The following is a 26,294-nucleotide window of genomic DNA, read 5'->3' as shown; positions in this document are numbered from 1 at the left end:
AATACCCTTTAGAAAAGGGATATGTGGACAGTAATTCAGTGAGTGGCTCATAACCGGGGACCGAAAAGCCAATGGTTTAATAGCTATCTGAAATATGCACAGGCTATAAATAAGACCTTTATAAAATAATGATAGAAAATAGACATCCTCCTAAACGAAGATGTCTATTTTAATCAAAGAATATGAGGATCTTAGCGTTATTTTGCTAGACGGCTTTTAATAAAACCAATTAAAGCAGGTAGAACAGATAAAAAGATAATCATTAAAAGGACGGTTGAAAAGTTATCTTTAATGATAGGGAAATTCCCGAAGAAATAGCCTGCCATCGTACATAATCCAACCCAAAGCGCCGCTCCAACTACATTATAAATGATAAAATAACGATAGTTCATTCGGCTAGCCCCTGCAACAAACGGGGCAAATGTACGAATAAATGGCATAAAACGGGCGATGATAATCGTTTTACCACCATGTTTATTAAAGAAATCCTCTGCCTTTTTCATTTTCTCTTGGTTAATCACTTTTCCTAACCAACTATTTGGTGGAATGGATGTCCCCACTTTTTTTCCGATTTGATAATTGACTGTGTCACCTAAGACTGCTGCGACAAAAAAGACAATAACTAGAAGTCCGATATTGAAAGCATCTATTGCTGCAAAGGCACCACTGGCAAACAATAATGAATCCCCAGGTAAAAAAGGAAAAATAACAATACCTGTTTCCACAAAAACAATTAAAAATAAAATCGCATAAGACCAAACATCAAATATTTGTATAATATCGACCAGATGTTCATCTATATGCAAGATAAAACTGATTAAATTTTGAATTAACGTCATACTTGTACTCCCTATCATCAAATTAATAACAAATATTATCCTTGATCTACTAACGTATCCTACTCTATTATAACTGATTTGATGAAGAAGCAAATAATTATATTGATAGTTATATAATCTTTTACAATAGAAACACTATAACCACACAAGTTAAATACCACTGGCGAAAAATGTTACTTAAGAAGCTATCATTCGATTTCACTTATAAACCATTAATTTCTTTTCCTAAGATAAGTCTCTTTTTTAACGCTTAAGTTGATTAATCATGTATGATATATCCAAAATACCTTAGTATTCCAAGAAAAATGGGAGGATTACAAATGATAGCTACTTTAAATCGAGTTGAAAACGGTTATATCGCTAAATATGAACGCCATTTAAAGCATTCAGTTGAACAAGTATGGGCTATGCTGACGGAAAACGAGAAGTTGGAGAAATGGTTTTCTGAGCTCCGAGTTGATGATCTTAGCGTGGGTGGACTTATAAAATTTGATATGCAGGATGGGACTTTCGAAGAGATGAAAATTATCGAGCTCGAAATGACATCTATATTAGAATTTACATGGGACAAGGATGTTGTTCGATTTGAACTGTATCCAGAGCAAGAAGGGTGCCGCCTTATATTAAAAGAGAAGATCAATACGATTACAGATCATACACCCAGAGACCTTGCGGGATGGCATGTATGCCTTGATGTCATCCAAGCATTACTCGCTGGCAAGTCTATAGAGGACCGAAAAGCCGAATGGGAAAAATGGTATCCGAAATATGTACAAGCTATAAAAGATATCTCTGAAAATTAATAAAGAGCTCACTCTGAGTGAAAAGGAGTACTAAATCATTATAATTTAGCACTCCTTTTTGTACTGATCCCTTTGAAATTTTCACCTTTTAAATGCACCAGTATAAGAATCATTGTATTCCGATACCTCTTCCGGTCTAGCTACACCTCCTTCTGGTCCCATATCGATCACCCAATCCGACTACGTCATAGATAAAGTTTTGCTTCTCAAGAAGCCATCATATAGATTGAATCTTTTTATACATACCCATGAACTTCTTAAAGTTGACAATAAAATAAGGAGAATAAGCACTATAAGCTCCTCTCCTTTTAGGGTGTTCAAAAAAAACAGAATCAGAACAATAGAAAGCTAACATCATTTGGGGTTCCGCAGACCTATATTTAAATTACGAAACAATGATTTCCTGCTCCTGTATATCAAGCCTTTCTAGTTCGTGATTCACTTTGTCACGCTTTCGAGCAAGCTGATCTTGTACTCGGCGGACGTCTCGAAGTACACCATTCAACTTACTTTTTCCATCTGTAATCCGAGAATGAACCATCCAATCTGAAAAGATATTGTCGAAGAACAAGTCCGTAAAGGTGAAAATATCGTTCTTGTTAATCGTAAATATTTCTGCAGCAATGTTCTGAACGTCCATCAGTTCCGTTTCGAAGTGGCGTAATGCTCGCTGTGCACGGTGAACAAGGTCACCTGAACTGTTTATCTCAGAATACTTTATTGCGGACACAAGTAAACCACCTCCAAGAAATGTATCCCACACAGACATTCCTTCCGCAGAACCGAGCTTATCAAGAGCAGAATTGAGCGTACGAATTGCCTGGTGGCCAGCATCATGTGCTTCATCGATTTCACGCTGCATGGAGCGTAGAGTCACACGCTCATCAGCAATTTTTTGCAAAGTACTGTTCGCAACTGAATCATTTTGTCTAATCCATCTTTCTTTTTCTTTTAAAAAGTCTTCCCATTCTTCCTCAATATAGAGAAAATCGGGATTTTGCATCTCTTTCCGCAATCTTTTCGTTTCGGCTTCTAGATCAAGTGCTGTTTTTTGGGCCTCATTAAATTTCAACTCAGATTCCATGGCTTCCGCCATTTCCTTTTCCATTTTTTCATCCCATTTGCCGGTCCACGCATTTATTTTATTAACGAATGAAAATTTACCAAGTTTTGCAACATCCTGCTGCTCCTTCGTCAGCTGTTTGTGTAGTCTTTCGCGTAATACATAGGCTTCCTTCAAATGTGCTTCTGACCCATCCAGTCGCCGCTTCACTCTATTTCGCTCGTTACGTTTCATCATTAAATCCATTTGTCGTTCGTGTATGTCGGATCTCATCCCAACACCCCCTCTTATTAGGTACGAATAATCAGTAAGGAGGTTTCACATTTTTTCACAAATAATGGAATTATACGTAAAGTGGTTGTTTTTTGCTTCTGCCAAAAACTTATTATCAATAAAACGACTATACTTTTTCGTATAAAAGATCCTTTATACCATCCTCTAAACTCTCCACTTAATACCAAATGCAACACTTCTACAAGTCCAATAAACTCTTTTTCTACAATATCCATCATTTTAAAATCTAGGTCATAGGCTTTTGTAATTTTTTCTCCCGGAAAATCATTCATATCGAGTAACGTCGTGGAAAAAATCTGTACACGGATCGCCATTAGGAAAGACGGGGTCATTGTTAACGAAGGAACACTAGCTGCACTACAGGCGAAATATATGGAAACATTATATGTCTCGATGCAAGTCGCTAAAACGCCTGATAATCTACTACTTTCTACAGTCGGCAATCTAGTGGGATCTATTGAATTAGAAGATAATTTGGTCCATTTCACTGCACAGAATGATGAAGCGATCGGAGAAGTGGTTATGCTTTTTGTTCAAGCTGGAATTGGCGTCCATCGTATTTCTGCCAATCAACCAAATCTTGAGGATATTTTTTCTTGAATGGATAAGGAGGGTGTTACATTTGTGGAAATGGATGTTTGTCTTGGTTAATATTGCGATACTTCTATTTTTTAGCTACTTAATATACAACCAGATACCGCTATTAAAAAATAATACAACAGATTGGAAAGAATATCTGTGGCTGTCACTGCGAGTCTTAGTTATTCTCTTTGCGGCTGAGAGATTGAGAAATTTACTTATAGCGCCTACAAAACAAAACGTCCGGTCTTAGTAATGATTGGGATAATATGCTATCTCTCTTAGGACTATAGTTAAAACACGCATCGATAGTTAGGAACTCCTATACATGTCGGTGCATGTTCCAAAGCCTTTCTTTTTCATGACTAGACTTCCTTGTATTTCCTCCACATTTACAAGACCGGATTTAAATATACTATTTTGGGTAAAACATTCCTACGAAGACTTGTTATACCGATTAACCTTCAAACTTTTTAAATGCTAAGACTGCATTATGTCCACCAAAACCAAAACCGTTTGAGACGGCATATTTAATTTCTGTTTGTATCGCTTCATTTGGAACATAATCAAGATCGCATTCTTCATCGGGATGTTCAAAATTAATCGTAGGTGGTGCTATATTCTCCATCACACTTTTAAGCGTGATGATAGCTTCGACTCCGCCTGCTGCTCCGAAATGGTGCCCTGTCATTGATTTTGTCGAACTTACCTTTAAGTCATAAGCATGAGAACCGAAGACACTTTTGATTGCTCTTGTTTCAGACTTATCTCCTTCAGGTGTGCTTGTACCGTGAGCGTTGATATAATCCACATCTTTAGGATTGATTTCCCCCATATCTAGAGCTAGCTTCATCGCTCTTGCCGCTCCTTCATAATCAGGAGAAGTAATATGATATGCGTCCGTTGTTGAACCATAACCGACGATCTCTCCTAAAATTGTTGCCCCTCTTTGCTTAGCATGTTCATACTCTTCAAGCAATAAAACTCCAGAGCCTTCTGACATCACAAAGCCATCACGATCACGATCAAAAGGTCGACTAGCCTTTTCTGGGAAATCATTACGAGTGGACATAGCTCTCATTCTTGAAAAACCAGCGAAAGATAATGGGTTAATCGTGGCTTCTGCGCCTCCAGCTAGTATCCCATCAGAATATCCATGCTTGATATTTAAGTATGCCTCACCAATGGCATGATTCCCCGTTGCACAAGCCGAAACTGGTGAAAAACTTGGACCCTTAAAACCTGTTTTTATAGCAATAATACCAGTGGCCATATTACTAATCATCATTGGAACCATGAATGGAGATACTCTTCTACTACCTCTTTCTATTAAAAGTTTATGGTTTTCTAATGTGGTGTCAATCCCACCAATACCAGAACCAACATAAACGCCAAATCGTTCTTTATTCATTTTTTCTAAATCCAATTGCGCTTGATCTAGCGCCTGTTTCGCAGCAGCGTAAGCATATTGTACAAATAAATCGTATTTTCCTAATTCCTTTTTATCGAGGTATTGTTCTGCGGCAAAATCATCAATATAACCGCCTATCTTGGTATTAATGTCCTTATAATCTTCTGATTCGATTTTTTTAATACCCGATTTTCCTGCCTTAATATTATTCCAAAAGGTTCCTATATCATTGCCTAATGGTGATACTACTCCATATCCTGTTACGACAACTCGACGGTCCATATGAAAAACTCCTTTATACTCATCATTAGTTTATTATTTTAAGAGATGCTTCAATTGATCAAATACTAGTGAAAAAGCATCATTTCCTAGTGCCCGTCTATACTGAAGTGCCCCTTTGGTGCTAGATATAATAAGGATTGCCAATGCCTGTGGATCTTGAGCTGATTGAAGCATTCCATTGCTTTTCATTTCCTCTACCAGTTTAACTAAAAAGTCGATTTCCATTTGACTCAATTGTTGCACACTCTTTTGCATTGGTACAGGTAAGAAATTAAAATCTGCTTGCAAAGAGGTGAGGGGACATACTTCATCCCTACCTATACTTCCGGCTCTCCTTAATATAAATTCTAGTGGCTTGTCTTCTATCTTAATTGAAGTTCGACTAACCTCCAAAAATGATTTTTCCAGCCCCTCCTTTATTCTCTCACAAATGGCGCTCCCTAAGTCTTCCTTTTTTACAAAATGATAATGTATACTTGCTTTCGTTATTCCAAGTTGTTTTGATATGTCATCATAGCTAAAAGATAAATAACCCTTTTCTCGAATGATTTTGAGTGTTAAATCAATAATTTGTGACTTTCTATTTTCCATTTTTTCATATTAACTTACTAGTAGGTAAGTGTCAATCTCCCTTACTTCTGATGAAAACTTTGAATATGAATGCTTCATCCACCTTTTTAATTTTTACAATAAACGATTGCAATGGTACGCTTATTAAGAACGGATATTCATTTTACTACTAATTTTTCGGGGGCATCATCTTGGCAGTTCAACAATCAGTACACACAAGTAGAAAAATACAATTCACACGTCACTATTGGATTCTTATTATCGGGGTTATTTTTATTGCCTCTACACTTCGGTCACCTTTAACCTCTGTTGGGCCATTAATTTCCTCGATACGAGATTCCTTGAATATTTCAAATGTGCTAGCAGGCTTCCTAACTACCATTCCATTACTCGCATTTGCACTTATTTCTCCATTCGCACCGAAACTTGCTCGGCGATTTGGCTTGGAAAGGACATTATTTGCCTCTCTTTGTTTGTTAACTTTAGGTATTGTTATACGGTCAATAGGTACAACACCGTATTTACTGATAGGCACATTTCTTTTAGGTCTTTCTATTGCGTTTGGTAATGTATTATTACCAAGTTTGATCAAGCTCAATTTTCCTCTCCATATTGGTTTATTAACGGGTTTCTATTCCGTAGCGATGAATTTATCCGGTGCAATAGCTGCCGGTATTAGTGTTCCCCTTGCAAGTGGTGCACGCTTTGGGTGGGAAGGTGCATTAGGATGTTGGGCCCTTCTATCATTCATTGCCGCTATTGTTTGGTTACCCCAATTGAACAATAAAAAACAAGCAGATATATCAAATATTCCAACTAAAAAGCAGCAATCACTTGCTCTTTGGCGCTCTCCATTAGCATGGAACATCACATTATTTATGGGCTTGCAATCATTTATATTTTATACAACTTCCGCTTGGTTGCCTGAAGTGTTAAAAGTGCAAGGTGTCCACGCAGGCCAGGCTGGTTGGATGCTTTCTTTAATGCAATTTGCTCAACTACCGATGACATTTATCATTCCAGTTATTGCGGGACAGTTAAAAGATCAAAGAATACTCGTTGTATTAACTGCAGCTTTTTTCATGATTGGTTTTGGAGGAATTTTAATTGGTGGTGTAGCATTGATTCCACTATGGATGATCTTTCTCGGGATAGCTGGTGGTTCCGCCTTTGGGCTTGCGATGATGTTTTTCACGCTTCGCACCAATACACCGCATGAAGCGGCTGAATTATCTGGCATGGCACAATCTTTCGGATACAGTCTCGCAGCAATCGGTCCAGTACTGTTTGGCTTCTTGCATGATGTAACATATGGCTGGACCATCCCTTTATCACTCTTTTTCATCGCAACAGTGGCTCTGTTTATTTCGGGCATGCGTGCGGGAAAAAAGGAATTTGTTGTTGCAGAAGGGAAATAGGCAAAAGAGGAAACAATTTTGTACTGTTTCCTCTTTTCTATTAATGTCTAATCATGAGCCTTTTAACACTAGCTTAATTGTTTAAAAACTTAGATGTCAAAGATTGTATACCTTGTTTTTTCAGTTTCTATCGTTGTCATCTTCTCCTCATTCCTAGTCCATTCCTTTCTCATCCTTAATTCTTATTTCCTCTTTTTCAGTAAGTTCCCGTAAGAAGTCGTTGACATCCAACCCTGATTTAAGAAAGTCGGTTCCTACATGTTCTATTTGAAGAAAAGCTCCAACATCGTATTTAGATCTACTCTTTGGCCCTCCTGCGGCTTTTAATTTAAAAAGTGACTCCAAATTCTTATCGGTAAATTTGGCAAAATTTTCACCTTCCAATTTTTCACTTATATTGATGTTCTCAAATAAATGTGGAAACGGTGCATGAATCGGAGTCTCTCCTAAATTTCCTATATGCTCATCAGAGTATAAAAATTTCATTACTTCCATGGCTTCATCTTTGTGCTTACTTGCGGCGGTTACTCCTAACGCCCATCCTCCTGCAAGCGGTCCGATATTCGGTGCTTCCTTCCATTGCGGGTAAGTGACTATATCCCAATTTAAATCTTCCGGAGTACTCATATCCAGCCACAGAGGCCTCATTGCAAGTGTTCTTGCTACTGACCATATATCCTCGCCCCCTTCTGGAGGAATGTTCCCAGGTATTTTATTAACCTGTTCTACCATTTGTAGCCATTGGCTAACATAAGGATTCTTTGTCCATAAAACTTCGTCTGTATCAGGATCGATTAATTGGGTTTGACCTATTATTTGAGTTAAAGGTAGATGGGCATTACCCTCTATACTTAGTCCTTGGAATTGAACGCCGTTTCTTTCCCCAGTCACCTTGGCAGCTAAATCAATCACGTCTTGCCAATTCATTCCATCAGTCGGATAATCTACCCCAAACGTGTCAAAAACATCTTTATTATATTGCAAAACATACCTGTCAGTCATAAAAGGTAATAACCAGGTTTCACCATTTGACCAAGATTTCCATTCATCTAAATGCCCCTGATCATATCGTGATAAATCAAATTCATGTCTTTCCATTAATTCCGTCATATCATACCCTAACTCGTACTCTTTCAATAGATCTACATGGTATTGCCGATGTGCAAATATAATATCCGGTACTACATCTGCAGCAAGCGCATTTTCTATCCACTCTTTGTTACCAGTATCCCCACCGACATTTTCCAAAGTAATGTGAGGGAACTGTTCCTCAACTGCTTCTTTAATATATTTTCCATAATCTTGACCCCAATCATCCCACATCATCACCGTTAAGGTAACATTTTCATCAGATTCATTCACACTCGTTGCAACGTCTTTTTCCTTACTGCAGCCAACTAATAAAAAAAGAACCAACACAAAGAGCATAGTATAGGCAATCCAATTCTTGTTTAATGGCATTTTTATTCCCCTTCTCTTTTTTTAAGTTAATGTAGGAAAAATTTGCAGAAAAAGATAAATGTCCCCCCTTTTTATCAATCACTTTTTGATATGTACCTAATCACTACCATCATTCGTCATTAATATGGACAATGATGGTAGTGCTCAATAATATGTTAACGCTTTCAAAAAAAGAATTGAAACTGCTTGTTCTAAATTTTTTTAGATATTCGGCATTTAAATAAGGTAAACAATTAAAATAGTGGAACCCTTAGTTTAAAGAAATATAGCCTTTTTACTAGAAACTTAGTCGGTGCATTGATTTGATGATAGATGATCAAATATGCATTTCTAATTGACTTAATCATACTCTTACCAAATTTGATACCTGTCCTGCACTCAGCTGATGTTTATTACATTAACCTTAAGGAAAAGTTAGAGATATTACAATGGTAAAAATAAAAGATTATATGGTAAAAATTTGCTCTTCACTTGTTTGTCATTGCTCTCCTATTTATGGTTGCCGTTATACTTATAGATGCTTCACATCATCACTTTGCAATAAAATTAATAATTCTAGTTATAGACAGATGAATTTATGTAGTTTATAATGACCTTAACTTAAAACGGAAGGGTGACCCAATTACATGAAGTACTAATCCTATTTTTTGAAAACAATCGATTATGGCATTTTGACTAACAGACTTTATTTATCTGTGCTTTTTCAATATGCCATTTAACGAAGTTTTTCAGGATAGGATTGGTTTAACATGGTTGGACAAAAAGGGAGGAGTCTCTTTTTGTTGTGCACCTGTGCCTCCTATTCTGAAAATGGATAGGAGGCATTTTTGTCTCCATCACATGATCAAATGGGGATGATTAGATGATTTTATTAGAAGCTACTCAGTTAAAACTGGATGTAAAGGATCGATTATTAATTGATGCAAAACACTTGATTATTCAAAGTCGGGATCGCATCGGTTTAGTTGGAAGAAACGGCAGTGGAAAAACGACTTTATTAGAGCTATTAGCTAATAAGAAACAGCAAAGCTCCGGAACAGTTGTTTCGTATGCGAAATGTGAACTATTACCTCAGCTGAAGCGGACCGATACAACAAAAAGTGGTGGTGAGGTGACACAGGTCTATATTAATCACGCACTTTCAAAGAAACCCGAGGTTTTATTAGCGGATGAACCTACGACAAATCTTGATACAGTAAATATCGAAAAACTTGAAAAGCAACTTATGAGATTGCAAGGCGCCATCGTGATCGTCTCGCATGACCGCGCCTTTTTAGATTCACTTTGTACGATCATTTGGGAAATAAATGACGGACAGGTGAAGGAGTATAAGGGGAATTATTCAGATTATGTTGCTCAAAAAGATCTGGAGCGAAGACAACAGGAAAATGCCTTTGAACAATACGAAAAAAAGAAAAAACAGTTGGAAGAAGCGCTCATAGTGAAGGAACAAAAGGCTGCCAGAGCAACGAAAACGCCAAAAAAGGTAAGTCGTTCGGAGGCAAAAATTACAGGGGCTAAGCCTTATTTTGCGAATAAGCAAAAAAAACTTCGTAAAGCAGCAAAAGCGATTGAAACACGTTTAGATAAGTTGGAAGAAGTGGAGAAAGCAAAAGAATTACCTGAAGTTAAGATGAAGCTAGCAAACGAGGAAACGTTTAAAGGTCGAATTGTTTTACGAGTAAAAGATCTATCTGGAACAATTGGCAAAAGGATACTTTGGAATGAGGCAAGCTTTGAGATTAGGGGTGGAGATAAACTCGCCATTATTGGGCAAAATGGTAGTGGAAAAACAACCTTCATTAAGAAAATAATGAATGAAGAAATTGGTGTAAATATCTCTCCTGCGATGAAGATTGGTTATTTTAGTCAAAATTTAGACGTATTGAATATAAATGAATCGATTTTAGAAAATGTTCGCTCTACTTCCAACCAGGATGAGACCTTTATTCGTACCGTCCTAGCTAGGCTACATTTCTTTAGGGAAGATGTTTATAAAAAGGTTGGCGTCTTGAGTGGCGGAGAACGAGTAAAAGTAGCATTTGCAAAATTGTTTGTAAGTGAAATCAACACATTGATTTTAGATGAACCTACAAATTTTCTTGATATTGAGGCAGTGGAAGCACTTGAAGGTCTACTTAGAGACTATGAAGGCACCATATTACTCGTTTCTCATGACCGTCGTTTTATTCAATCCATTGCCACGAAAATTTTAGCGATTGAGAAGCAAGAAATTCACATATTTGCAGGAACTTATGATGAGTATGTCCACTATGAACCATCTAAAGAACGAAATGTGAAAGAAGATGAGCGCCTTTTATTAGAAACCAAGATCACCGCTGTTCTCGGGCAACTCAGTATTGAACCTTCAGAAGAACTAGAAGTTGAGTTTCAAAGGCTTCTAGCTGAAAAACGAGATATGGAAAACGCTAACAGATAGATTTTTTCAAAAGGGATTGGATTCCATCTTTCCAATCCCTTTGATCTATTTTTTTCCCCTTAGCAGTTGCATGCGCTGATTAAATAAACTTGGATAGGATAAAAATCCGAGCATCACACTTGTGACAGCTGCATTTGTTAAAATAAGAAAGACAATTAATAGCTGAAACTGCACCGCCCTGATTGGATCTGCCCCTGCGATAATTTGGCCACTCATCATCCCAGGTAATTGGACTAATCCAATTGTTTTCTGACTTTCAATTGTCGGGATCATACTTGCTTTAATCGATTGGATTAATTGTGTATGTATTGCTTGTTTCGGTGTTCCACCAAGTGACAATATTAATTCTGTTTCATCCTGATGCGCTTCCACTTCCGCTGTGAATCGGTTAAGAAAAAGAATCGATAACACCATTGAATTTCCGATGACCATCCCACTAATTGATATAATATATTGAGCAGTCGGTGGCGTAATATCGAAACCAATTAAAATACCCTGCGTCAATATCTCAATAACTATGAATGTGATGGCAACCTTCCAAGTAATTCCTTTTATGGCTTTCCCTTTTTTACGCACATTTTGGGTTGCTGCGCCAATCATCAGTGTTACCATTAAAATGATATACATTACATTCTCTGCTTCAAACACAAATTTAAGTATGTAACCGACAGCCAATAGTTGAATGATTGATCGCATCGTTGCAATGATTGTATCTTTTTCCAATCCTAGTCTAAATGTTTTTGATAGAATTAACGGTATCATGACAAATATAAGTGTAATCGATAAGGTAGCAAAACTCATTCAATTGCCCCCTCTACAAAGCGTTTTACTTTTTCATTTGAAGGTGAGATAAGTAGTGCACTTTCTCCCGTTTCAATGACCTGACCATTCATCATCACCCAAGTGTAATCTCCTATCGTTTGCGCTTGATGCAAATTATGTGTAATCCAAATAATCGAAACTTCATACTTTTGATTAATTTTCACTATTAGTTCTTCAATTTCATTTAACGATGCTTTATCTAAGGAAGAAGTAATTTCATCTAATAATAATATTTGCGGGCGATTGACAAGTGTACGAGCAATCGATACCTTTTGGCGTTGCCCCCCTGATAAATCTCTAATGTTCCTATGTAAAATTTCTTCATCCAAACCGACATCAACCAAAAAGTTAATCGCCTCTTTTTCTGACATCTGTTTTCCTTGCAGTTCTAAAGGCAATGCTAAATTTTTAAATACACTTCCATTAATCATCGGAGCATTTTGAAGTGCTATTCCAACCATATGGCGTAATTCAACCGGATTATATTCACTAATTTGTTTATCACTTATATAAATATCGCCCGCAGTAGGAGATTTCAATCCATTACATAATTTAAGCAATGTCGTTTTCCCCGCTCCAGAAGGACCAACTAAAGTAGTAATCTTACCTTGTGGGAAAGACCCTGTAATACCTTTTAAAATATGAATATTATCTACAGAATAATTAACTTCATTAAAATGGATTGCGGGTTTATAATTTATTGACACCCTTTTACACTCCCTTTAGGTTATACAATGTGGCGGTTCCCAAATCCTGACCTGGTCCCCTAACCATATTTCTTACTATACTATACCAATTATTTGTATTTTCACTATTAAAATTCAAAATAAAAAAATCCTTATAATAGTTGGAGAGGGGTAGCCTGTCCAATCTACTATTAAGGAAAGTACTTAAATTTTGACATTTATATGAAAAATTAGAGAAACTTCTATGGCTATCATGACCCAGTAATATTTATGAACTTTTAGACCCTAGTACATATATGATACTGAATTAGAATAATCGTTAAGCCCAGTTATTCTTTTTCCAGCTTCATTATTTTCAAAAAGGTGAATAGATACATATGGCATAAATAAAATAACAGATTGACCCTGCTTACAATCAGCTGGATAAGTAGACATTTGTAAAATCCGTATACCTTCTAATTCATAATGGTGGACGTAATGATTACCTAAATATTCGCTTCGAATATAAGAGGCTTGAAAACTGAGTCCTTTTCCGCTCTTTTCCTTCTCGTCCTTTACTAAACTAATCAGCTCTGGTCGAATGCCCAATATAATATCCTCTTCTGTTAGATCCGCTTCCGTATTTAAATATACTTCAGATGATAATCGAAAAAGCTGGGCACCTATTCGCAACACACTATTATAAAACTCCACTGGCAGAAGATTCATTGGCGGACTGCCGATAAAGCGTGCAACAAATTGATTTGCTGGTTCATTATAAATTTGTGATGGTGTGCCAACTTGCTGTAATTTACCTTTATTTATGATTGCAATTCGCTCTCCAATTGTCATCGCCTCGGTTTGATCATGTGTAACATAGACCATCGTTGACGGCATCTTCTCGTGTAGTTCAATTAAATCATTTCGTGCACTTACCCGAAGCAAGGCATCAAGATTAGACAATGGCTCGTCCAATAAAAAAACAGCTGTGTCCCTAACAAGGGCGCGGCTAAGTGCAACTCGTTGACGCTGCCCCCCTGATAATTCATATGGTCTTCGGTCCAAGAGATGATGTATTTCTGTTAGCTTCGCTGCTTCTTCCACACGCTCTCGTACAATCGATTTGCTCACTTTTCTTAATGTCAAAGAGAATGCAATGTTTTCAAATACATTTAAATGTGGATACAGTGCATAATTTTGAAACACCATAGATACATTTCGATCTTCCGCTTCTACTTCATTTACCGTTTGACCTGCCATCCGAATCGTGCCTGCTGTCGGCTTTTCAAGCCCCGCAATCATCCTCATGATTGTTGTTTTTCCACAACCTGATGGACCAAGTAAAACGAGCCGCTCATCTTTTCGCACAGATAAGTTTAAGTCACTGATTACTTGAAATGAACCGAATGTCTTATTTACCTGCTCAAATTGAATCATATTATCATCCTTCTGCAAATCACTCATTCCTTTCATCCATTATCCTTTCACACCACTATGCATAAAACTGCTGATGACATGTTTTTGTACAAGCAAGAATGCAACAATTGGCGGTAAGGAAGCAAGTACAGCAACTGCCATCATTGGGCCCCAAGAAGTACCACCTTCAGCACTAATGAACATCTGCAGAGCAAGAGGTATCGTACGCATATCTTCATTTGTAATCATCAATAATGGCCATAAATATTCATTCCATGTGTTAATGAAGAATAAAATACCAAGTGAAATAACAGTTGGTTTCACAGCTGGGAATAAAATAAGCCATAGCCGCTTCCAATCGCGAGCACCTTCCACACGGGCTGATTCCATTAAACTTTTAGGGACGGATCGAAAAGCCTGACGTAATAGAAAAATACCCATCCCGTTTGCTAACTGAGGTAAAATTAGACCTGCATATGTGTTAACAAGGTTCGCTTCACTCATCATGATATAATTCGGCAGCATCGTCACTTGAATAGGCACAAGCATACTTGCTACAGCGAGATAAAACAGCATGTTTTTCCCTTTAAATTCATATTGTGTAAATGCATATGCTGCCAAAACACTAGTAAACAACTGAAATGCAGTTACGGTAATAGATACAAAGAATGAATTGGCTAAATAACGCCCTAGTGGTACGGATGTCCATGCATGCACGAAGTTTGAAAATACAGCTGGTTCTGGAATAGGATTTAAAAAGTCACTGAATAGCTGGTCCGGCTGTTTAAAGGCTGTACTAATCATCCAAATCATCGGGAAGAAGCTAGCTACTAAACAAATAACAAGTAGAATATGCCAAAGGCTTAATTTAACTTTCATAATGTATCTTCCTATCTATAACAAATGCTTGAATAGCAATAACAATTAAGAAAAACAAAAAGGTTAAAATACCCGCAGCAGATGCAAGTCCACTTCTAAAAAATTGAAAAGCGTACTGGTAAGTCAAAAACACTAAATTGTTTGTCTGCTGATCTGGGCCACCATTCGTTAACATTTGAATCGGAATAAATGCGCTCTGAATACCGTTAACTATCGTCATGACAACAATATAAAGTACTGTCCCACCTGTAAGCGGCAGTAAAAATTTTCTGATCAATTTTGTTTTGCTTTTCAGACCATCCACACGTAATGATTCTAAAATATCAGCTGGTACAGAAAGTAATGCAGAGTACATAATAATAAAATGGTAGCCAAATATTTTCCAAGCGATAATTAAAGATACGGATAACAGCGACCAGGTCGGGCTTGTTAACCAGTTTACCCGAGGTAGATGAACGACCTCTAGCATGGCATTAAAGACACCAATAACTGGATTGTATAGCCAAAGGAAAATAAGAGATGCGACAGCTAAAGATAAAACCGTTGGTATAAATAAAGCTGTTTTATAAAATTGCTGTGCCTTTTTCCCAACACGTGTTACACCAAAGGCTGCAAAAAACGGTGCCACAGCTAGAAATAATAAAAGCCAAGCGGCATATTTTACCGTATTCCAAACAGAAGTCCAAAACTCACTGCTCTTTATTAGCTCCATATAGTTTGAAGCTCCGACCCACTTTGGATTGCTGCTCACCATATTCCAATCAAGAAAACTAATATAGACTGAATTTATGAGTGGATAAAACACAAAAATGAACAGTGGTATAAAAGCTGGTAATATGTATAGATAAGGAAGTACTGTGCGAAGTATCGAGCGCCTCCGCACATCAGTGATTCCCAAAGTTATAGAAACTCCGCTCATTGAACCACCGCTCCTGCTACGAGGCCATGAATTAATTGAGCATCATCGATGACCTTCTGTGCATCCGTACCTTCCTTATATTCAATAATCGCCTTCCAATCATGTTTTAATTTACCTAGCGCGTCCCAAACAGGTTGCCATTCGATCGTGCCTTCTTCAATCGTTTGATGGAGATCACGAACACCATCATTATCATGAAGGTGAACAGCACCGAGCCGTTCTCCTAATTTTTCAATAACTCGCGGAATCGACCAACCATTTATATGTGCATGTCCAGTGTCAACTAGTGCCTGAATAGATGAAATCCGTTCGAACAGCGAAACAAATTCCTCTTCATCAAATAACATCATGGAATGAAAACCAACATTTTCTACAAGGAGTTGCACACCACACTGTTCTGCTTTCTGTGCCAAAATCGCAATATTTTCAACCGCATATTGTTGTGATAGCTTTTTTGAATAAAGCGGATTATTATATAAATGTGTATGTAACACGGCATGTTTTGCACCAATTTCAGCAGCCCACTCAATAGAGCGTGCATACTCTTCCACAGAATAATTACGGATCACCGCATGTCGTGCATTCGCTATATCTAGTTCAAAAATCGGCAAATGAACACCGATTCCACCCGTATACTGAGCAAAGACTCCCTTTTCCCTTTTTAAATCTACATTTTCATTCCAGCGGGGCCCATCCATGGAGACTTCAATCCCCCCCTGCCACTCCGTAAGAAATGTAGGAATACGATCTGGATTTTCTAAAAACGGCAATAAATTTATAAATGTCTGCATGTTATTAGCCCCTTTTTATTGAATAAGTTTTTTAATTTTTTCCGCTGCTTCTTTCAATGCATCTTCGCCAGACTTCTTTCCTGACATGACTTGATCCCGTGCATCTAACAATGCTTGTTCTGCTTGAAGTCCATTTGTCCCCGGAAAGTTAAACCATGGTACAATATCATTCATTTGTCCAATAGCTATTTGCATGAGTGGATTTCCTTCAAAAAATGATTTTAGGCCTGTTTCACTTTCGGCTACCCCTTTGACAGGTGGCAAATAACCTGTTGCCTTCACCCATTTTGTCAACGCCTGTTCTGATTCCAAAAATTTAATGAACTCCCAAGCAGCTTCTTGCTTCTTTTTATCTTGCGAAAATACGAACAATGCATTTCCACCTGCTGCTACTTGGCGCTCTTTATTACCAAAAGTAGGAATGGAGGCACCACGCAAATCAAATTTACTTTCACTTTCAATATTGCCTCGGCGGCCAATTGTCGTCATCATCATTGCTACTTTTCCACTCGTAAATGCCTGAATTCCTTCTTCCCAAGTAATATGTAGCGCCTCTTCTTTTTTCGCCAATTCACCTAGCATGTCATATGCTTCAGCTGCTTCTGAGGAATCTACATCTACTTGTCCATTCTCCTTCATCCAATTGCCGCCATTCGATTTTACAAGTGCGTATTGTGCCCAGTTATCAGGTGGTTCCTGTACGTACAAACCATAAGCACCTGTTTTTTCTTTTACTGCTGCACTGATTTTCTTTACATCGTCCCATGTTTTAGGAGCTTCATCAGGATTAAAGCCTGCTTCTTTTAATAAATCCGCATTATAATATAAAATAGGATTACTTAAAGCATATGGCAGACCAGCTTGAACGCCATCAGCTCCTTGACCTAGCGCAGCGATATTATTCTCAAACTGTTCTTTAATAAATCCTGAATCATACTCAGATTCCAGTTTTTCAATCGGTGTATATGGTACATTTTCCTCTACATATTGAATAAAGTTATAACCAATCTGAGCTACATCTGGTGGATTCTTCGCGCTAATTCCGGCCTGTGCATTTTGCAGAAGCCCTGTGTAATTACCAGGTTGAAACTTTTCAGTTACTACTATTTCCGGATGTTCTTCATTAAATTGCTTTACAAGCTCTTTAATTGTTTCGCCACCCCAGTCTTGATTGTTGACATGCCAGTACTCAATTTCAACCACTTCCTTATCCTGGCCACTTGCTTTTTGATTGTTACACCCCGATAAGATTGCTATAAAGCTCACCATTAGCATAATAGAACATACCAGCCGTTTGGAAATCATCACTTATCCCCCAATCAATATGATATATTTTCAGTATGAACCTCAAATATAAAGCCAGTGTAAGGTTAGTGTTAAGTTATATTGTATATTCGTAAACTTTTAGTCTATTAGTATAGAAGTAGATTGGAGGGTTTTGTGCATTTGGGATATCCAATAACTTTCTTCACTAATAGTTCTGAGAAAAACAAAAAATGATCCTAGCATAATACGAGGGCACTGAAAATCTTTCTATTTTTAAAGGTACTGGATGGTAGGTACCAAAAAAGACGACTCTAAAATTCTAAAAAGAATTTGAGTCGTCTTATCCATCAAGTGCTCATCATTTTATATTCCTTTGAGATGGACTGTAAATATAGCTATGTCACCTTGTAATTCCATGCCATTTAGACCAGATAATCAACATTATATCCGTGTCTTTGTTTAATTCGCTATTTTAAGCATGTTCCGTTGATTGGAGCGGAAACCAACAGTATTAATAGATCTTTGCATTAGGAGGACTTCTTCAGTGCCCTCGCATAATATCGAATCATCTTATAACTGCATAAGCGGTAGCATGTTCTTATAAACTATATGATGCATGCCTATTTTCATTACATACATATGTCTTTTTTTGATATTTATTAATAACTAGTTTTATCGCCTAGGTTCTTGGAAAGCCTTAGCAGCACAGCATTTTCATTCAACCTGCGGATTAACAAATACCGTTAATATCTCGAAAACCTCTTACAGTATTATTATTATCTAGATTGATATGTTTAGTTACACTTTTAAGTAATCATACCTTTTACGGAATATCCTGCAACTCTGAGAACAACTCAAATCTAATATAAAAAAAGCACGAGACCACTTTATGTGTGGTCTCATGCCTTTTTATTTAAATCTCTAATCCCATTTCTGCTTTTACAACTGCTGCAATACGGTCTACATACTCCTCGCAAAGTTCTTCTGTTGAAGCCTCGCACATGACTCGAACCAATGGCTCCGTTCCTGAAGGGCGAACGAGTATCCGACCATTTCCATTCATTTCAGCTTCAACAATCTCGATAATCTCTTTTACCTTTTCATTATCCGTCACATGATGTTTATCCGTCACTTTAATATTAACAAGTTTTTGCGGATATTTTTTCATACCTTTGGCAAGTTCTGATAAAGGCTTTCCTGTTAGCTTCATAATATTAACGAGCTGTAATCCGGTTAAAAGACCATCACCTGTCGTATTATGTTCTAGAAAAATTATATGTCCCGATTGTTCTCCACCGAGATTAAATCCATTGTTTTTCATTTCTTCTACTACGTAACGGTCGCCAACAGCGGTCTGTACGCTATTAATTCCAAGTTCTTCTAACCCCTTGTAAAATCCTAGATTACTCATAATAGTCGACACAACCGTTGATTGTTTTAATCGACCTTCCTCTTTCAAATGCTGTGCACAGATGTAGATAATTTGATCACCATCGATAATGTTACCCAGTTCATCAACTGCAATTAAACGATCACCGTCACCATCAAAAGCAAGCCCTACGTCCGCATTTTTTTCCTTTACGAATGTAGCTAATACTTCAGGATGGGTTGATCCAACACCTTCATTAATATTTAAACCATTCGGTGAAGAGCCCATGGTTGAAATATCTGCATCAAGGTCTGCAAATAAATGAGTCGCTAATGAAGAAGTAGCTCCGTGTGCACAATCAAGCGCTACATGAATACCAGAGAAGTCTTCCTCTACCGTCTGCTTCAAAAACTGGAGATATTTTTGTCCACCTTCGAAATAATCATTTACGAGTCCTAAATCAGCACCAACCGGACGCGGTAATGTATCTTCTTCCAGGTCAAGAAGGTCCTCAATTTCTTTTTCCTGCTCATCAGAAAGCTTAAAGCCATCCGGCCCAAAAAATTTAATGCCGTTATCAGAGACTGGATTATGTGAGGCTGAAATCATAACTCCCGCTTGCGCACCCAATACTTTTGTCAAATAAGAAACCCCAGGAGTAGAAATGACACCAAGTCTCATTACTTCAGCCCCAATGGAAAGTAATCCCGATACTAACGCTCCTTCGAGCATGTGACCGGAAATACGGGTATCACGGCCGATGAGAATTTTTGGGCGCTCCGCATTTTTTGTCAAAACATATCCACCAAATCGGCCTAATTTAAATGCCAATTCCGGTGTTAGCTCCGCATTTGCAATCCCTCTTACTCCATCAGTTCCAAAATATTTACCCATTCTATCTATCGCTCCTTCTTTGAACAATGTCTTTGCTAGACATTTTCCTTTTCAGATAATCTTACCTTTACTTGTTTCACTGATAATTCATATTCTACATTTTCTGGTCCCTCTACTTTTAGTTCCACTTCATGTTCTCCAGTAGTTAGACCTTCCAATTGTAAATAAACTTTAATGTCACTTTCTAACGCCTTTTTCAAATCTTCCTTTTCGCCGGTAACCTTAACAGAAACGGTATTATCAGGCGCATCTAGTAATTCAAGATTGAGATTCGACTTTAGTCCTTTGTTTCCCAAAGGGACATCATTTATAATTGTTTCTTCCAATTTTTTTCCTGTAGTAATCTTTACTATAACTGTACTAGGTGTGATTTTATTTACTCCGTCTGGATACTTTATGGGAACTTCTACTTCCGTGTCCTCATGAATGTCACCAACATCAACAGAAAGTTCAATTTCATTTAAATCGCGTAGCACTTCTGTTGTACCGAAAATTAAGACTTCCGGTGTATTAGTACTAACCGTTTTAATGACGATATCCTCGGGAGGTGTTCCTGTTTCTTTTATTTTAACAGGGACATTTTTCCTCGGATTTTTAACCGGTATCGTAACAGACACTGAAGGTGGTTCAACGATAACATCAAGCTTGTTCAAATCGCGATCAAGCACGGTTACGTTTGCAGCCCTTTTAATCGTGTCATTAATCAATCCACTAGCATCAATTGTCGCTTTCACATAAGTAATTTTTTCAATCATCTCTTTTGAACCAATAATATTGACCGTTTTAGGCTCCACTTCTGGATGCTCTGCTTCAAATCCTTCAGCTAAAATACTTCGGTTAAACTCGGCTTCAACTCGAAATTCTTCGGTTACTTTTTCTTGCAGTGAAATTTCAGCGTAGACTGGATCGATATTAACCTTTAGCTTTTCGGAAATATCTTTATATTTGATATCTACACGATGCTTTCCAATTTCCACATCAGATAAATCTATGTATACACTGAAATTCTTTTGCCTCTTTGTCGCTTCAACAAATCTCCGTTGTCCTTCAATTTTCACATCGACTGTTTTGGGGGCACCTGAAACGACAAGGTTTTCAGAGTCGTAAATCAATTCTACCGGTACATCTATAATCGTGTCAGTATCACTATTTTCCATACCATTAGGTGTTGTGCCAGATGATTTTCCAAGATCATTGGCTGAAACAAATAACAATAAAGTTAGTAACAATGCAATAATTCGAATAAACCAGGGATTCTCCATAAAATTATCCATTTTTAGGTTTCTCCCTTCTTTTCCATCTTGATGTGGAGGTTTGTTTCGTTTTATTATCAACAATTAATTCCTTCGTTAAAAGCTGATGGAACTTTTCCGAAGATAATTCTCGATTTAGTTCTCCATTTTGCGCAACAGACACACTACCTGTCTCTTCTGAAACGATGATCGTTAGGCTATCTGTTACTTCACTAATTCCAAGTGCCGCCCTATGCCTTGTGCCAAGCTCTTTTGAAATAAACGGACTTTCAGATAATGGTAAGTAGCACGCTGCTGCGGCAATTTGTGCTTTTTGAATAACGACCGCCCCATCATGAAGTGGAGTATTTGGAATGAAAATGTTAATTAATAATTCAGGTGTTAGGTTAGAGTTCAACTGGATGCCCGTTTCAATATAATCTCCCATCCCTGTTTCTCTTTCTAATGAGATTAATGCACCTATTCGACGTTTCGCCATATAATTAACTGCCTCTGCAATAGAATCAACCATTTGCTTTCTTTCCTCATCTTCATTTAATCCGCTTCTTAAAAATATCTTCCCACGCCCCACTTGTTCAAGTGTGCGCCGTAATTCGGGCTGAAATATGATAATGATAGCTAGGAAACCCCAATCAATCACTCTTTCCATTATCCAGTTTAATGTGTTTAAATGGAGGAAGTCACTTAACATAAATACAATAATGATGACAAAAATACCTTTTAAAAGCTGAACGGCCTTTGTTCCGCGAATTACCATAATAAGTTTATATATGACAAACCAAACGAGGAATATATCTATAATGCGGGACAAATAGTCCATGATGGTAAAATCTGCAAACGGCATATTCTTTCCCCCATCTATTTTTTCAATCTAACACTTCAATTCATTCATTTATGATTATCTTCAAATAACCTATTTATTATAACATATCCTATCTATTGTTCGCTATTTAGAAAAAACTAGAGACTTAACAAGAATATGGCCAAATTTGACCAATTCTTATTAAGTCTCTCCTTTATAGGCTATTTCTCTTCAAAGAGGTTGATTACTTTCTTGCTACCAGCTTTCATTTTATACCATATCCATTCAAACATTTCGTCAATTTCTTCTATGTCTCCTGTAACATTACCAGCAGAAGCCATATACCGTTCTCCATTTATGATCGTTACACTACCATTTACTATTCCTTCTATTCTTAGGCTTCCATTTTTCACTGTAATATTCCCCTCTATTACTTCACCCTCGGGAACAATTACTACACCATTTTCAACTATAAGGTTCTCCCGCGTAGTAACAGAAAACTTTTGATCATCATTCCACATACCTAAAACACTTCCAGCCATTAGAATTAAAAATAAAGATGCGGCCGCAAGTAAGGGGTGGTGACGAAGCCAACGTTTCATGCCAATACTATTCTTTTCCTTTGGCAATCTTCCCATCACGTTAGCAGTGAAATCTTTAGACACTCGTATATGTGATGTGCTCTTAACATAAGCAATCGTCCTTTTTAATTCTTGGAAATGTGTTTGGCAAGAAGAACATTTCTGTAAATGTTCTTTTAACACTTGCTCATCTTCCCGAGACAAATCACCATCTAAATATTCTTGCATATAGAGAACGATCTCTTCAGGACATGCCTTCAATTTCCTTCCCACCTTTACTAAAAATTATGCAGCTGCTTACGCAGCGCTTCCCGGCCTCGATATACACGGGTCTTCACTGTACCCAGTGGGATTTCCAATACTTCACTGATTTCATTTAACGACAGCTCATCCATATATCTTAATACGATCACAGTCCTATATTTATCAGGTAATCGTAAAATTTCTCTTTGAACAATCTCTTGCAACTCCATCGTTTCTACTTCTTTGTCTGGGGACTTACCTTCAGCAGCAATTTTTGAATACATCGTTAAGCCTTCGGCCCCCGAGACCTCTGCATCTAAAAAATAATCGGGTTTTTTCTTTCTGATTCTATCAATGCAAAGATTCGTAGCAATTCGATAAATCCATGTAGAAAACTTTTTACTTTGATTAAAACTGTGAATATTAACATATGCCCTAACAAACGCTTCTTGAGCTATATCTTCTGCTTCATGCCTGTTTCCAAGCATACGGTAACTCAGTTGGAATAATCTATCTTTATATATTTCCACAATGTCACCAAAAGCTTCTTGATCGCCTTTCAACACTTGCTTTATTCTTTCGTTAACGATCGCATCCATTTCTCACTCTACCTCCCGCTCTATGCGGTTATCCATTTATACGTATATAATCAAGAAAAGTTTCAAAATAAAAAAATAAAAATTGCCTTAGTTTTCTACAGATGTATACTATAGAAAACATCATGTCGTTCCTCACTCTTGACCTACATAGAAAGAATTGAGGATAACATAAAAAAACACTCACCATTCTATCTTAACAAATTTTTACTGTTTTTGGTTTACTTTTTTAAAAGATGGGCTATACAATAATAAATCGGATAGAAAGGGGTATTAATAACTATGGGAAAAAGTGAATTATTAATGATAATAGAAGAGAATAGACGAAAAATGGTAGAACTCGGATTAGCGACTTCATTTATAGATGAAAGAGTCGTACGAATTAGCGATCACTTGGACAAGCTGTTGAACATATATCAAGCATTAACACTGGATTTCAAAGAGCAGTAGTTCATGAAAGGAACTACTGCCATCTTTTACAATAACTTCTCCCCGAAAAGTGAACCCGCCAATGCCACTGCAATTTCAGCTGTTTTATTTCTTTCATCTAAAATTGGATTTACTTCTACAAACTCCACAGATGTTATTAATCCTGATTCCGCAAACATTTCCATCGCCAAATGACTTTCACGATAACTAACACCCCCAAGTACTGGGGTTCCAACACCTGGAGCATCATGCGGATCTAGGCAATCTAAATCAAATGATAAATGAACACCATCTGTCCGCCCTTTTAAATAAATAATGGCTTCCTCTATTACCTTTGTCATGCTTAACCTGTCAATTTCATGCATTGTATATACTTTAATGTTTTTTTCTTTTATTAGCTCCTTTTCACCTTGGTCTAGGTCCCTTGCGCCAATGATAACTATATTTTCTGGCCTTATTTTAGGCTTATATCCACCAATATTCGTGAGTGAAGGATGTCCTATCCCTAAACTTACAGCAAGTGGCATTCCATGGATATTTCCAGATGGAGAAGTTTCTTGCGTATTTAAGTCCCCATGTGCATCATACCAAATAACTCCGAGTTGATTATAATGTCTCGCAACACCAGCTATAGTACCAATTGCAATGCTATGATCACCGCCTATTACGAGAGGAAAATTCCCCTTTCCGATAACTTCATCCACTACTTTCGCAAGACTAATATTAGCTAATACAACTGAATCTAAATTTCTTAAAGAAGAGATATTCTCTACATTCTTTTCTCGTTTTCTAACAGGGATATCCCCGAGATCTTCCACTTCAAAATGCAAATTTTCTAGTCTACTAATAACACCTGCATAGCGGATTGCACTCGGCCCCATATCCACACCTCTACGCATTTGACCTAAATCCATAGGTACTCCTAATATCGAAAGTCGCGTTTTCACGGAAGTCTTCCCCCTCACTCTTTTGTTATCTATCATTTATATGCAAAGGAAAGATTGACTCAGGCTCACATATATATGAATATATGCGAGAAAACAACAGAAATTCAGTAGAGGAATTAACTATTTATATACAACAAAAAGCCCTGTTCAATAACAGGGCAATTAATTGTATTAGCTTAAGATACTCTTAAGTTAAATCTTTCATATCATTAATTTTTTTAATGAGCCATGCAGGATTCGAACCTGCGACCCTCTGATTAAAAGTCAGATGCTCTACCAACTGAGCTAATGGCTCAATGGCTGGGCTAGCTGGATTCGAACCAACGAGTGACGGAGTCAAAGTCCGTTGCCTTACCGCTTGGCTATAGCCCACTGATTAAATAATATTATGTATATTTTCCTTAAATCAGATAAATATGCATATTACGGAAAATGGTGGTGGGGGGCGGATTCGAACCGCCGAACCCGGAGGGAGCGGATTTACAGTCCGCCGCGTTTAGCCACTTCGCTACCCCACCTAAAAATATGCAAATAAAAAAATGGTGCCGGCCAGAGGACTTGAACCCCCAACCTACTGATTACAAGTCAGTTGCTCTACCAATTGAGCTAGGCCGGCCTAACAACACAAAATGGTGGAGGATGACGGGTTCGAACCGCCGACCCTCTGCTTGTAAGGCAGATGCTCTCCCAGCTGAGCTAATCCTCCATTTTTTCAAAAAGAATAAGCGGTGCATTTATGCAACAGCCTCATATTTGTACTAAGTAAAATAATGGTGACCCCTACGGGATTCGAACCCGTGATACCGCCGTGAAAGGGCGGTGTCTTAACCGCTTGACCAAGGGGCCACTATGTAAATGTTCTCCTGGAGCTTCCAACCGGGGTTGAACCGGTGACCTCTTCCTTACCATGGAAGCACTCTACCAACTGAGCTATGGAAGCATGGCTCCGCAGGTAGGATTCGAACCTACGACCGATCGGTTAACAGCCGATAGCTCTACCACTGAGCTACTGCGGAATAATTATAGCCTGGCAACGTCCTGCTCTTGCAGGGGGAAACCCCCAACTACCATCGGCGCTGAAGAGCTTAACTACCGTGTTCGAGATGGGAACGGGTGTGACCTCTTCGCTATCGCCACCAGACTTGCACACGGATGTGCTGACTTCTGTGTTGCCACATGACGTGGCGATCTTAACAGAAGATCATTGAAAAGAACTTTTCATTCTTTCAAAACCAGATAAATGAGAAGGTAAACTTGTGAAA

The 26,294-nt window shown here is 37.7% G+C and carries 24 protein-coding genes, 8 tRNA genes and 1 rRNA gene; 5 read left to right on the top strand and 28 right to left on the bottom strand.

Annotated elements, in window-relative coordinates; all coding sequences use genetic code 11:
- Nucleotides 1–197: 197 nt before the first annotated feature.
- Nucleotides 198–839: a DedA family protein gene (locus tag MHB53_RS17080; RefSeq protein WP_340920575.1), complete on the bottom strand. Its 642-nt coding sequence runs from the start codon at nucleotides 837–839 to the stop codon at nucleotides 198–200.
- A gap of 320 nt (nucleotides 840–1,159) precedes the next feature.
- Here MHB53_RS17080 and MHB53_RS17075 point away from each other — a divergent pair, with 320 nt between their 5' ends.
- Nucleotides 1,160–1,642: an SRPBCC family protein gene (locus MHB53_RS17075; RefSeq protein ID WP_340920572.1), complete on the top strand. Its 483-nt coding sequence runs from the start codon at nucleotides 1,160–1,162 to the stop codon at nucleotides 1,640–1,642.
- A gap of 385 nt (nucleotides 1,643–2,027) precedes the next feature.
- Here the strand turns inward: MHB53_RS17075 and MHB53_RS17070 are convergent, their stop codons facing one another.
- Both MHB53_RS17070 and MHB53_RS17065 read right to left on the bottom strand, forming a co-directional pair.
- Nucleotides 2,028–2,978: a hypothetical protein gene (locus MHB53_RS17070; protein ID WP_340920570.1), complete on the bottom strand. Its 951-nt coding sequence runs from the start codon at nucleotides 2,976–2,978 to the stop codon at nucleotides 2,028–2,030.
- A gap of 17 nt (nucleotides 2,979–2,995) precedes the next feature.
- Nucleotides 2,996–3,271: a hypothetical protein gene (locus tag MHB53_RS17065; RefSeq protein WP_340920568.1), complete on the bottom strand. Its 276-nt coding sequence runs from the start codon at nucleotides 3,269–3,271 to the stop codon at nucleotides 2,996–2,998.
- A gap of 13 nt (nucleotides 3,272–3,284) precedes the next feature.
- Between MHB53_RS17065 and MHB53_RS17060 the strand changes: the two genes are divergently transcribed.
- Complete coding sequence (locus MHB53_RS17060; protein WP_340920566.1) at nucleotides 3,285–3,599, top strand: hypothetical protein; 315 nt, start codon at nucleotides 3,285–3,287, stop codon at nucleotides 3,597–3,599.
- A gap of 436 nt (nucleotides 3,600–4,035) precedes the next feature.
- Here MHB53_RS17060 and fabF read toward each other — a convergent pair whose 3' ends face one another.
- Together fabF and MHB53_RS17050 are read right to left on the bottom strand one after the other, a co-directional pair.
- Nucleotides 4,036–5,271: a beta-ketoacyl-ACP synthase II gene (gene fabF, locus MHB53_RS17055; RefSeq protein WP_340920564.1), complete on the bottom strand. Its 1,236-nt coding sequence runs from the start codon at nucleotides 5,269–5,271 to the stop codon at nucleotides 4,036–4,038.
- Between the two features lie 33 nt (nucleotides 5,272–5,304).
- Nucleotides 5,305–5,862 (bottom strand): TetR/AcrR family transcriptional regulator, encoded by a 558-nt coding sequence (locus MHB53_RS17050; RefSeq protein ID WP_340920563.1) that lies wholly within the window; start codon nucleotides 5,860–5,862, stop codon nucleotides 5,305–5,307.
- Between the two features lie 170 nt (nucleotides 5,863–6,032).
- Between MHB53_RS17050 and MHB53_RS17045 the strand changes: the two genes are divergently transcribed.
- Nucleotides 6,033–7,259 (top strand): CynX/NimT family MFS transporter, encoded by a 1,227-nt coding sequence (locus tag MHB53_RS17045; protein WP_340920561.1) that lies wholly within the window; start codon nucleotides 6,033–6,035, stop codon nucleotides 7,257–7,259.
- A gap of 153 nt (nucleotides 7,260–7,412) precedes the next feature.
- On the opposite strand, the gene MHB53_RS17040 is transcribed toward MHB53_RS17045, so the two are convergent.
- Complete coding sequence (locus MHB53_RS17040; RefSeq protein WP_340920559.1) at nucleotides 7,413–8,720, bottom strand: ABC transporter substrate-binding protein; 1,308 nt, start codon at nucleotides 8,718–8,720, stop codon at nucleotides 7,413–7,415.
- Between the two features lie 862 nt (nucleotides 8,721–9,582).
- Between MHB53_RS17040 and MHB53_RS17035 the strand changes: the two genes are divergently transcribed.
- Nucleotides 9,583–11,160, top strand: coding sequence for a Vga family ABC-F type ribosomal protection protein (locus tag MHB53_RS17035; RefSeq protein ID WP_340920557.1), 1,578 nt, complete (start codon nucleotides 9,583–9,585; stop codon nucleotides 11,158–11,160).
- A gap of 45 nt (nucleotides 11,161–11,205) precedes the next feature.
- On the opposite strand, the gene MHB53_RS17030 is transcribed toward MHB53_RS17035, so the two are convergent.
- The 12 genes from MHB53_RS17030 to sigW all read right to left on the bottom strand — a co-directional run bounded on the left by MHB53_RS17030 (nucleotide 11,206) and on the right by sigW (nucleotide 23,659).
- Nucleotides 11,206–11,961 carry an ABC transporter permease gene (locus tag MHB53_RS17030; RefSeq protein WP_340920555.1) on the bottom strand — a complete coding sequence of 252 codons (756 nt, stop codon included), beginning with the start codon at nucleotides 11,959–11,961 and terminating at the stop codon, nucleotides 11,206–11,208.
- The gene (locus MHB53_RS17025) at nucleotides 11,958–12,689 is read right to left on the bottom strand and encodes an ABC transporter ATP-binding protein (protein ID WP_340920552.1); all 732 of its coding nucleotides are present in this window, start codon (nucleotides 12,687–12,689) and stop codon (nucleotides 11,958–11,960) included. The genes MHB53_RS17030 and MHB53_RS17025 overlap by 4 nt, the downstream gene beginning before the upstream one ends.
- A gap of 264 nt (nucleotides 12,690–12,953) precedes the next feature.
- Complete coding sequence (locus tag MHB53_RS17020; protein ID WP_340920550.1) at nucleotides 12,954–14,111, bottom strand: ABC transporter ATP-binding protein; 1,158 nt, start codon at nucleotides 14,109–14,111, stop codon at nucleotides 12,954–12,956.
- Between the two features lie 12 nt (nucleotides 14,112–14,123).
- On the bottom strand, nucleotides 14,124–14,942 hold the full coding sequence (locus MHB53_RS17015; protein WP_340920549.1) for a carbohydrate ABC transporter permease: 819 nt from the start codon (nucleotides 14,940–14,942) through the stop codon (nucleotides 14,124–14,126).
- Nucleotides 14,932–15,861, bottom strand: coding sequence for a carbohydrate ABC transporter permease (locus MHB53_RS17010; protein WP_340920547.1), 930 nt, complete (start codon nucleotides 15,859–15,861; stop codon nucleotides 14,932–14,934). Before MHB53_RS17010 ends, MHB53_RS17015 begins: the two co-directional genes overlap by 11 nt.
- The gene (locus MHB53_RS17005) at nucleotides 15,858–16,652 is read right to left on the bottom strand and encodes a sugar phosphate isomerase/epimerase family protein (protein WP_340920546.1); all 795 of its coding nucleotides are present in this window, start codon (nucleotides 16,650–16,652) and stop codon (nucleotides 15,858–15,860) included. Before MHB53_RS17005 ends, MHB53_RS17010 begins: the two co-directional genes overlap by 4 nt.
- A 15-nt stretch (nucleotides 16,653–16,667) precedes the next feature.
- Nucleotides 16,668–17,957 carry an ABC transporter substrate-binding protein gene (locus MHB53_RS17000; protein WP_340920545.1) on the bottom strand — a complete coding sequence of 430 codons (1,290 nt, stop codon included), beginning with the start codon at nucleotides 17,955–17,957 and terminating at the stop codon, nucleotides 16,668–16,670.
- Between the two features lie 874 nt (nucleotides 17,958–18,831).
- A complete protein-coding gene (gene glmM / locus MHB53_RS16995; protein WP_340920543.1) occupies nucleotides 18,832–20,181 on the bottom strand; it encodes a phosphoglucosamine mutase in 1,350 nt (449 codons plus the stop codon).
- Between the two features lie 35 nt (nucleotides 20,182–20,216).
- On the bottom strand, nucleotides 20,217–21,455 hold the full coding sequence (locus tag MHB53_RS16990; RefSeq protein WP_340920540.1) for a CdaR family protein: 1,239 nt from the start codon (nucleotides 21,453–21,455) through the stop codon (nucleotides 20,217–20,219).
- On the bottom strand, nucleotides 21,448–22,278 hold the full coding sequence (gene cdaA / locus MHB53_RS16985) for a diadenylate cyclase CdaA (RefSeq protein ID WP_340920538.1): 831 nt from the start codon (nucleotides 22,276–22,278) through the stop codon (nucleotides 21,448–21,450). Before cdaA ends, MHB53_RS16990 begins: the two co-directional genes overlap by 8 nt.
- A gap of 179 nt (nucleotides 22,279–22,457) precedes the next feature.
- Nucleotides 22,458–23,078, bottom strand: a complete 621-nt coding sequence (locus MHB53_RS16980) for an anti-sigma factor (RefSeq protein WP_340920536.1) — start codon at nucleotides 23,076–23,078, stop codon at nucleotides 22,458–22,460.
- A 17-nt stretch (nucleotides 23,079–23,095) separates the two neighbouring features.
- A complete protein-coding gene (gene sigW, locus MHB53_RS16975) occupies nucleotides 23,096–23,659 on the bottom strand; it encodes an RNA polymerase sigma factor SigW (RefSeq protein WP_340920535.1) in 564 nt (187 codons plus the stop codon).
- Nucleotides 23,660–23,938: 279 nt separating this feature from the next.
- Between sigW and MHB53_RS16970 the strand changes: the two genes are divergently transcribed.
- Nucleotides 23,939–24,106: an aspartyl-phosphate phosphatase Spo0E family protein gene (locus MHB53_RS16970; RefSeq protein WP_340920533.1), complete on the top strand. Its 168-nt coding sequence runs from the start codon at nucleotides 23,939–23,941 to the stop codon at nucleotides 24,104–24,106.
- Nucleotides 24,107–24,132: 26 nt separating this feature from the next.
- Here MHB53_RS16970 and rocF read toward each other — a convergent pair whose 3' ends face one another.
- The 10 genes from rocF to rrf all read right to left on the bottom strand — a co-directional run bounded on the left by rocF (nucleotide 24,133) and on the right by rrf (nucleotide 26,173).
- Nucleotides 24,133–25,068 (bottom strand): arginase, encoded by a 936-nt coding sequence (gene rocF / locus MHB53_RS16965; RefSeq protein WP_340920530.1) that lies wholly within the window; start codon nucleotides 25,066–25,068, stop codon nucleotides 24,133–24,135.
- A 186-nt stretch (nucleotides 25,069–25,254) separates the two neighbouring features.
- Nucleotides 25,255–25,327, bottom strand: a tRNA-Lys gene (locus MHB53_RS16960).
- Between the two features lie 2 nt (nucleotides 25,328–25,329).
- Nucleotides 25,330–25,404 (bottom strand) — tRNA-Gln (locus tag MHB53_RS16955).
- A gap of 61 nt (nucleotides 25,405–25,465) precedes the next feature.
- A tRNA-Tyr gene (locus MHB53_RS16950) sits at nucleotides 25,466–25,550 on the bottom strand.
- 22 nt (nucleotides 25,551–25,572) lie between these two features.
- Nucleotides 25,573–25,648, bottom strand: a tRNA-Thr gene (locus MHB53_RS16945).
- 14 nt (nucleotides 25,649–25,662) lie between these two features.
- Nucleotides 25,663–25,738 (bottom strand) — tRNA-Val (locus MHB53_RS16940).
- Between the two features lie 65 nt (nucleotides 25,739–25,803).
- Nucleotides 25,804–25,878, bottom strand: a tRNA-Glu gene (locus MHB53_RS16935).
- An 18-nt stretch (nucleotides 25,879–25,896) separates the two neighbouring features.
- Nucleotides 25,897–25,972: transfer RNA gene (locus MHB53_RS16930), tRNA-Thr, on the bottom strand.
- A gap of 1 nt (nucleotide 25,973) precedes the next feature.
- A tRNA-Asn gene (locus MHB53_RS16925) sits at nucleotides 25,974–26,048 on the bottom strand.
- A 9-nt stretch (nucleotides 26,049–26,057) separates the two neighbouring features.
- Nucleotides 26,058–26,173: ribosomal RNA gene (gene rrf / locus MHB53_RS16920) — 5S ribosomal RNA — on the bottom strand.
- Nucleotides 26,174–26,294 lie beyond the last annotated feature (121 nt).

This window comes from Bacillus sp. FSL K6-3431 (assembly GCF_038002605.1).
Taxonomy (GTDB): Bacteria; Bacillota; Bacilli; order Bacillales; family Bacillaceae_C; genus Lederbergia.
The sequence above is the reverse complement of the archived record's forward strand: the minus strand, read 5'-3'. Positions and strand labels throughout refer to the sequence as shown.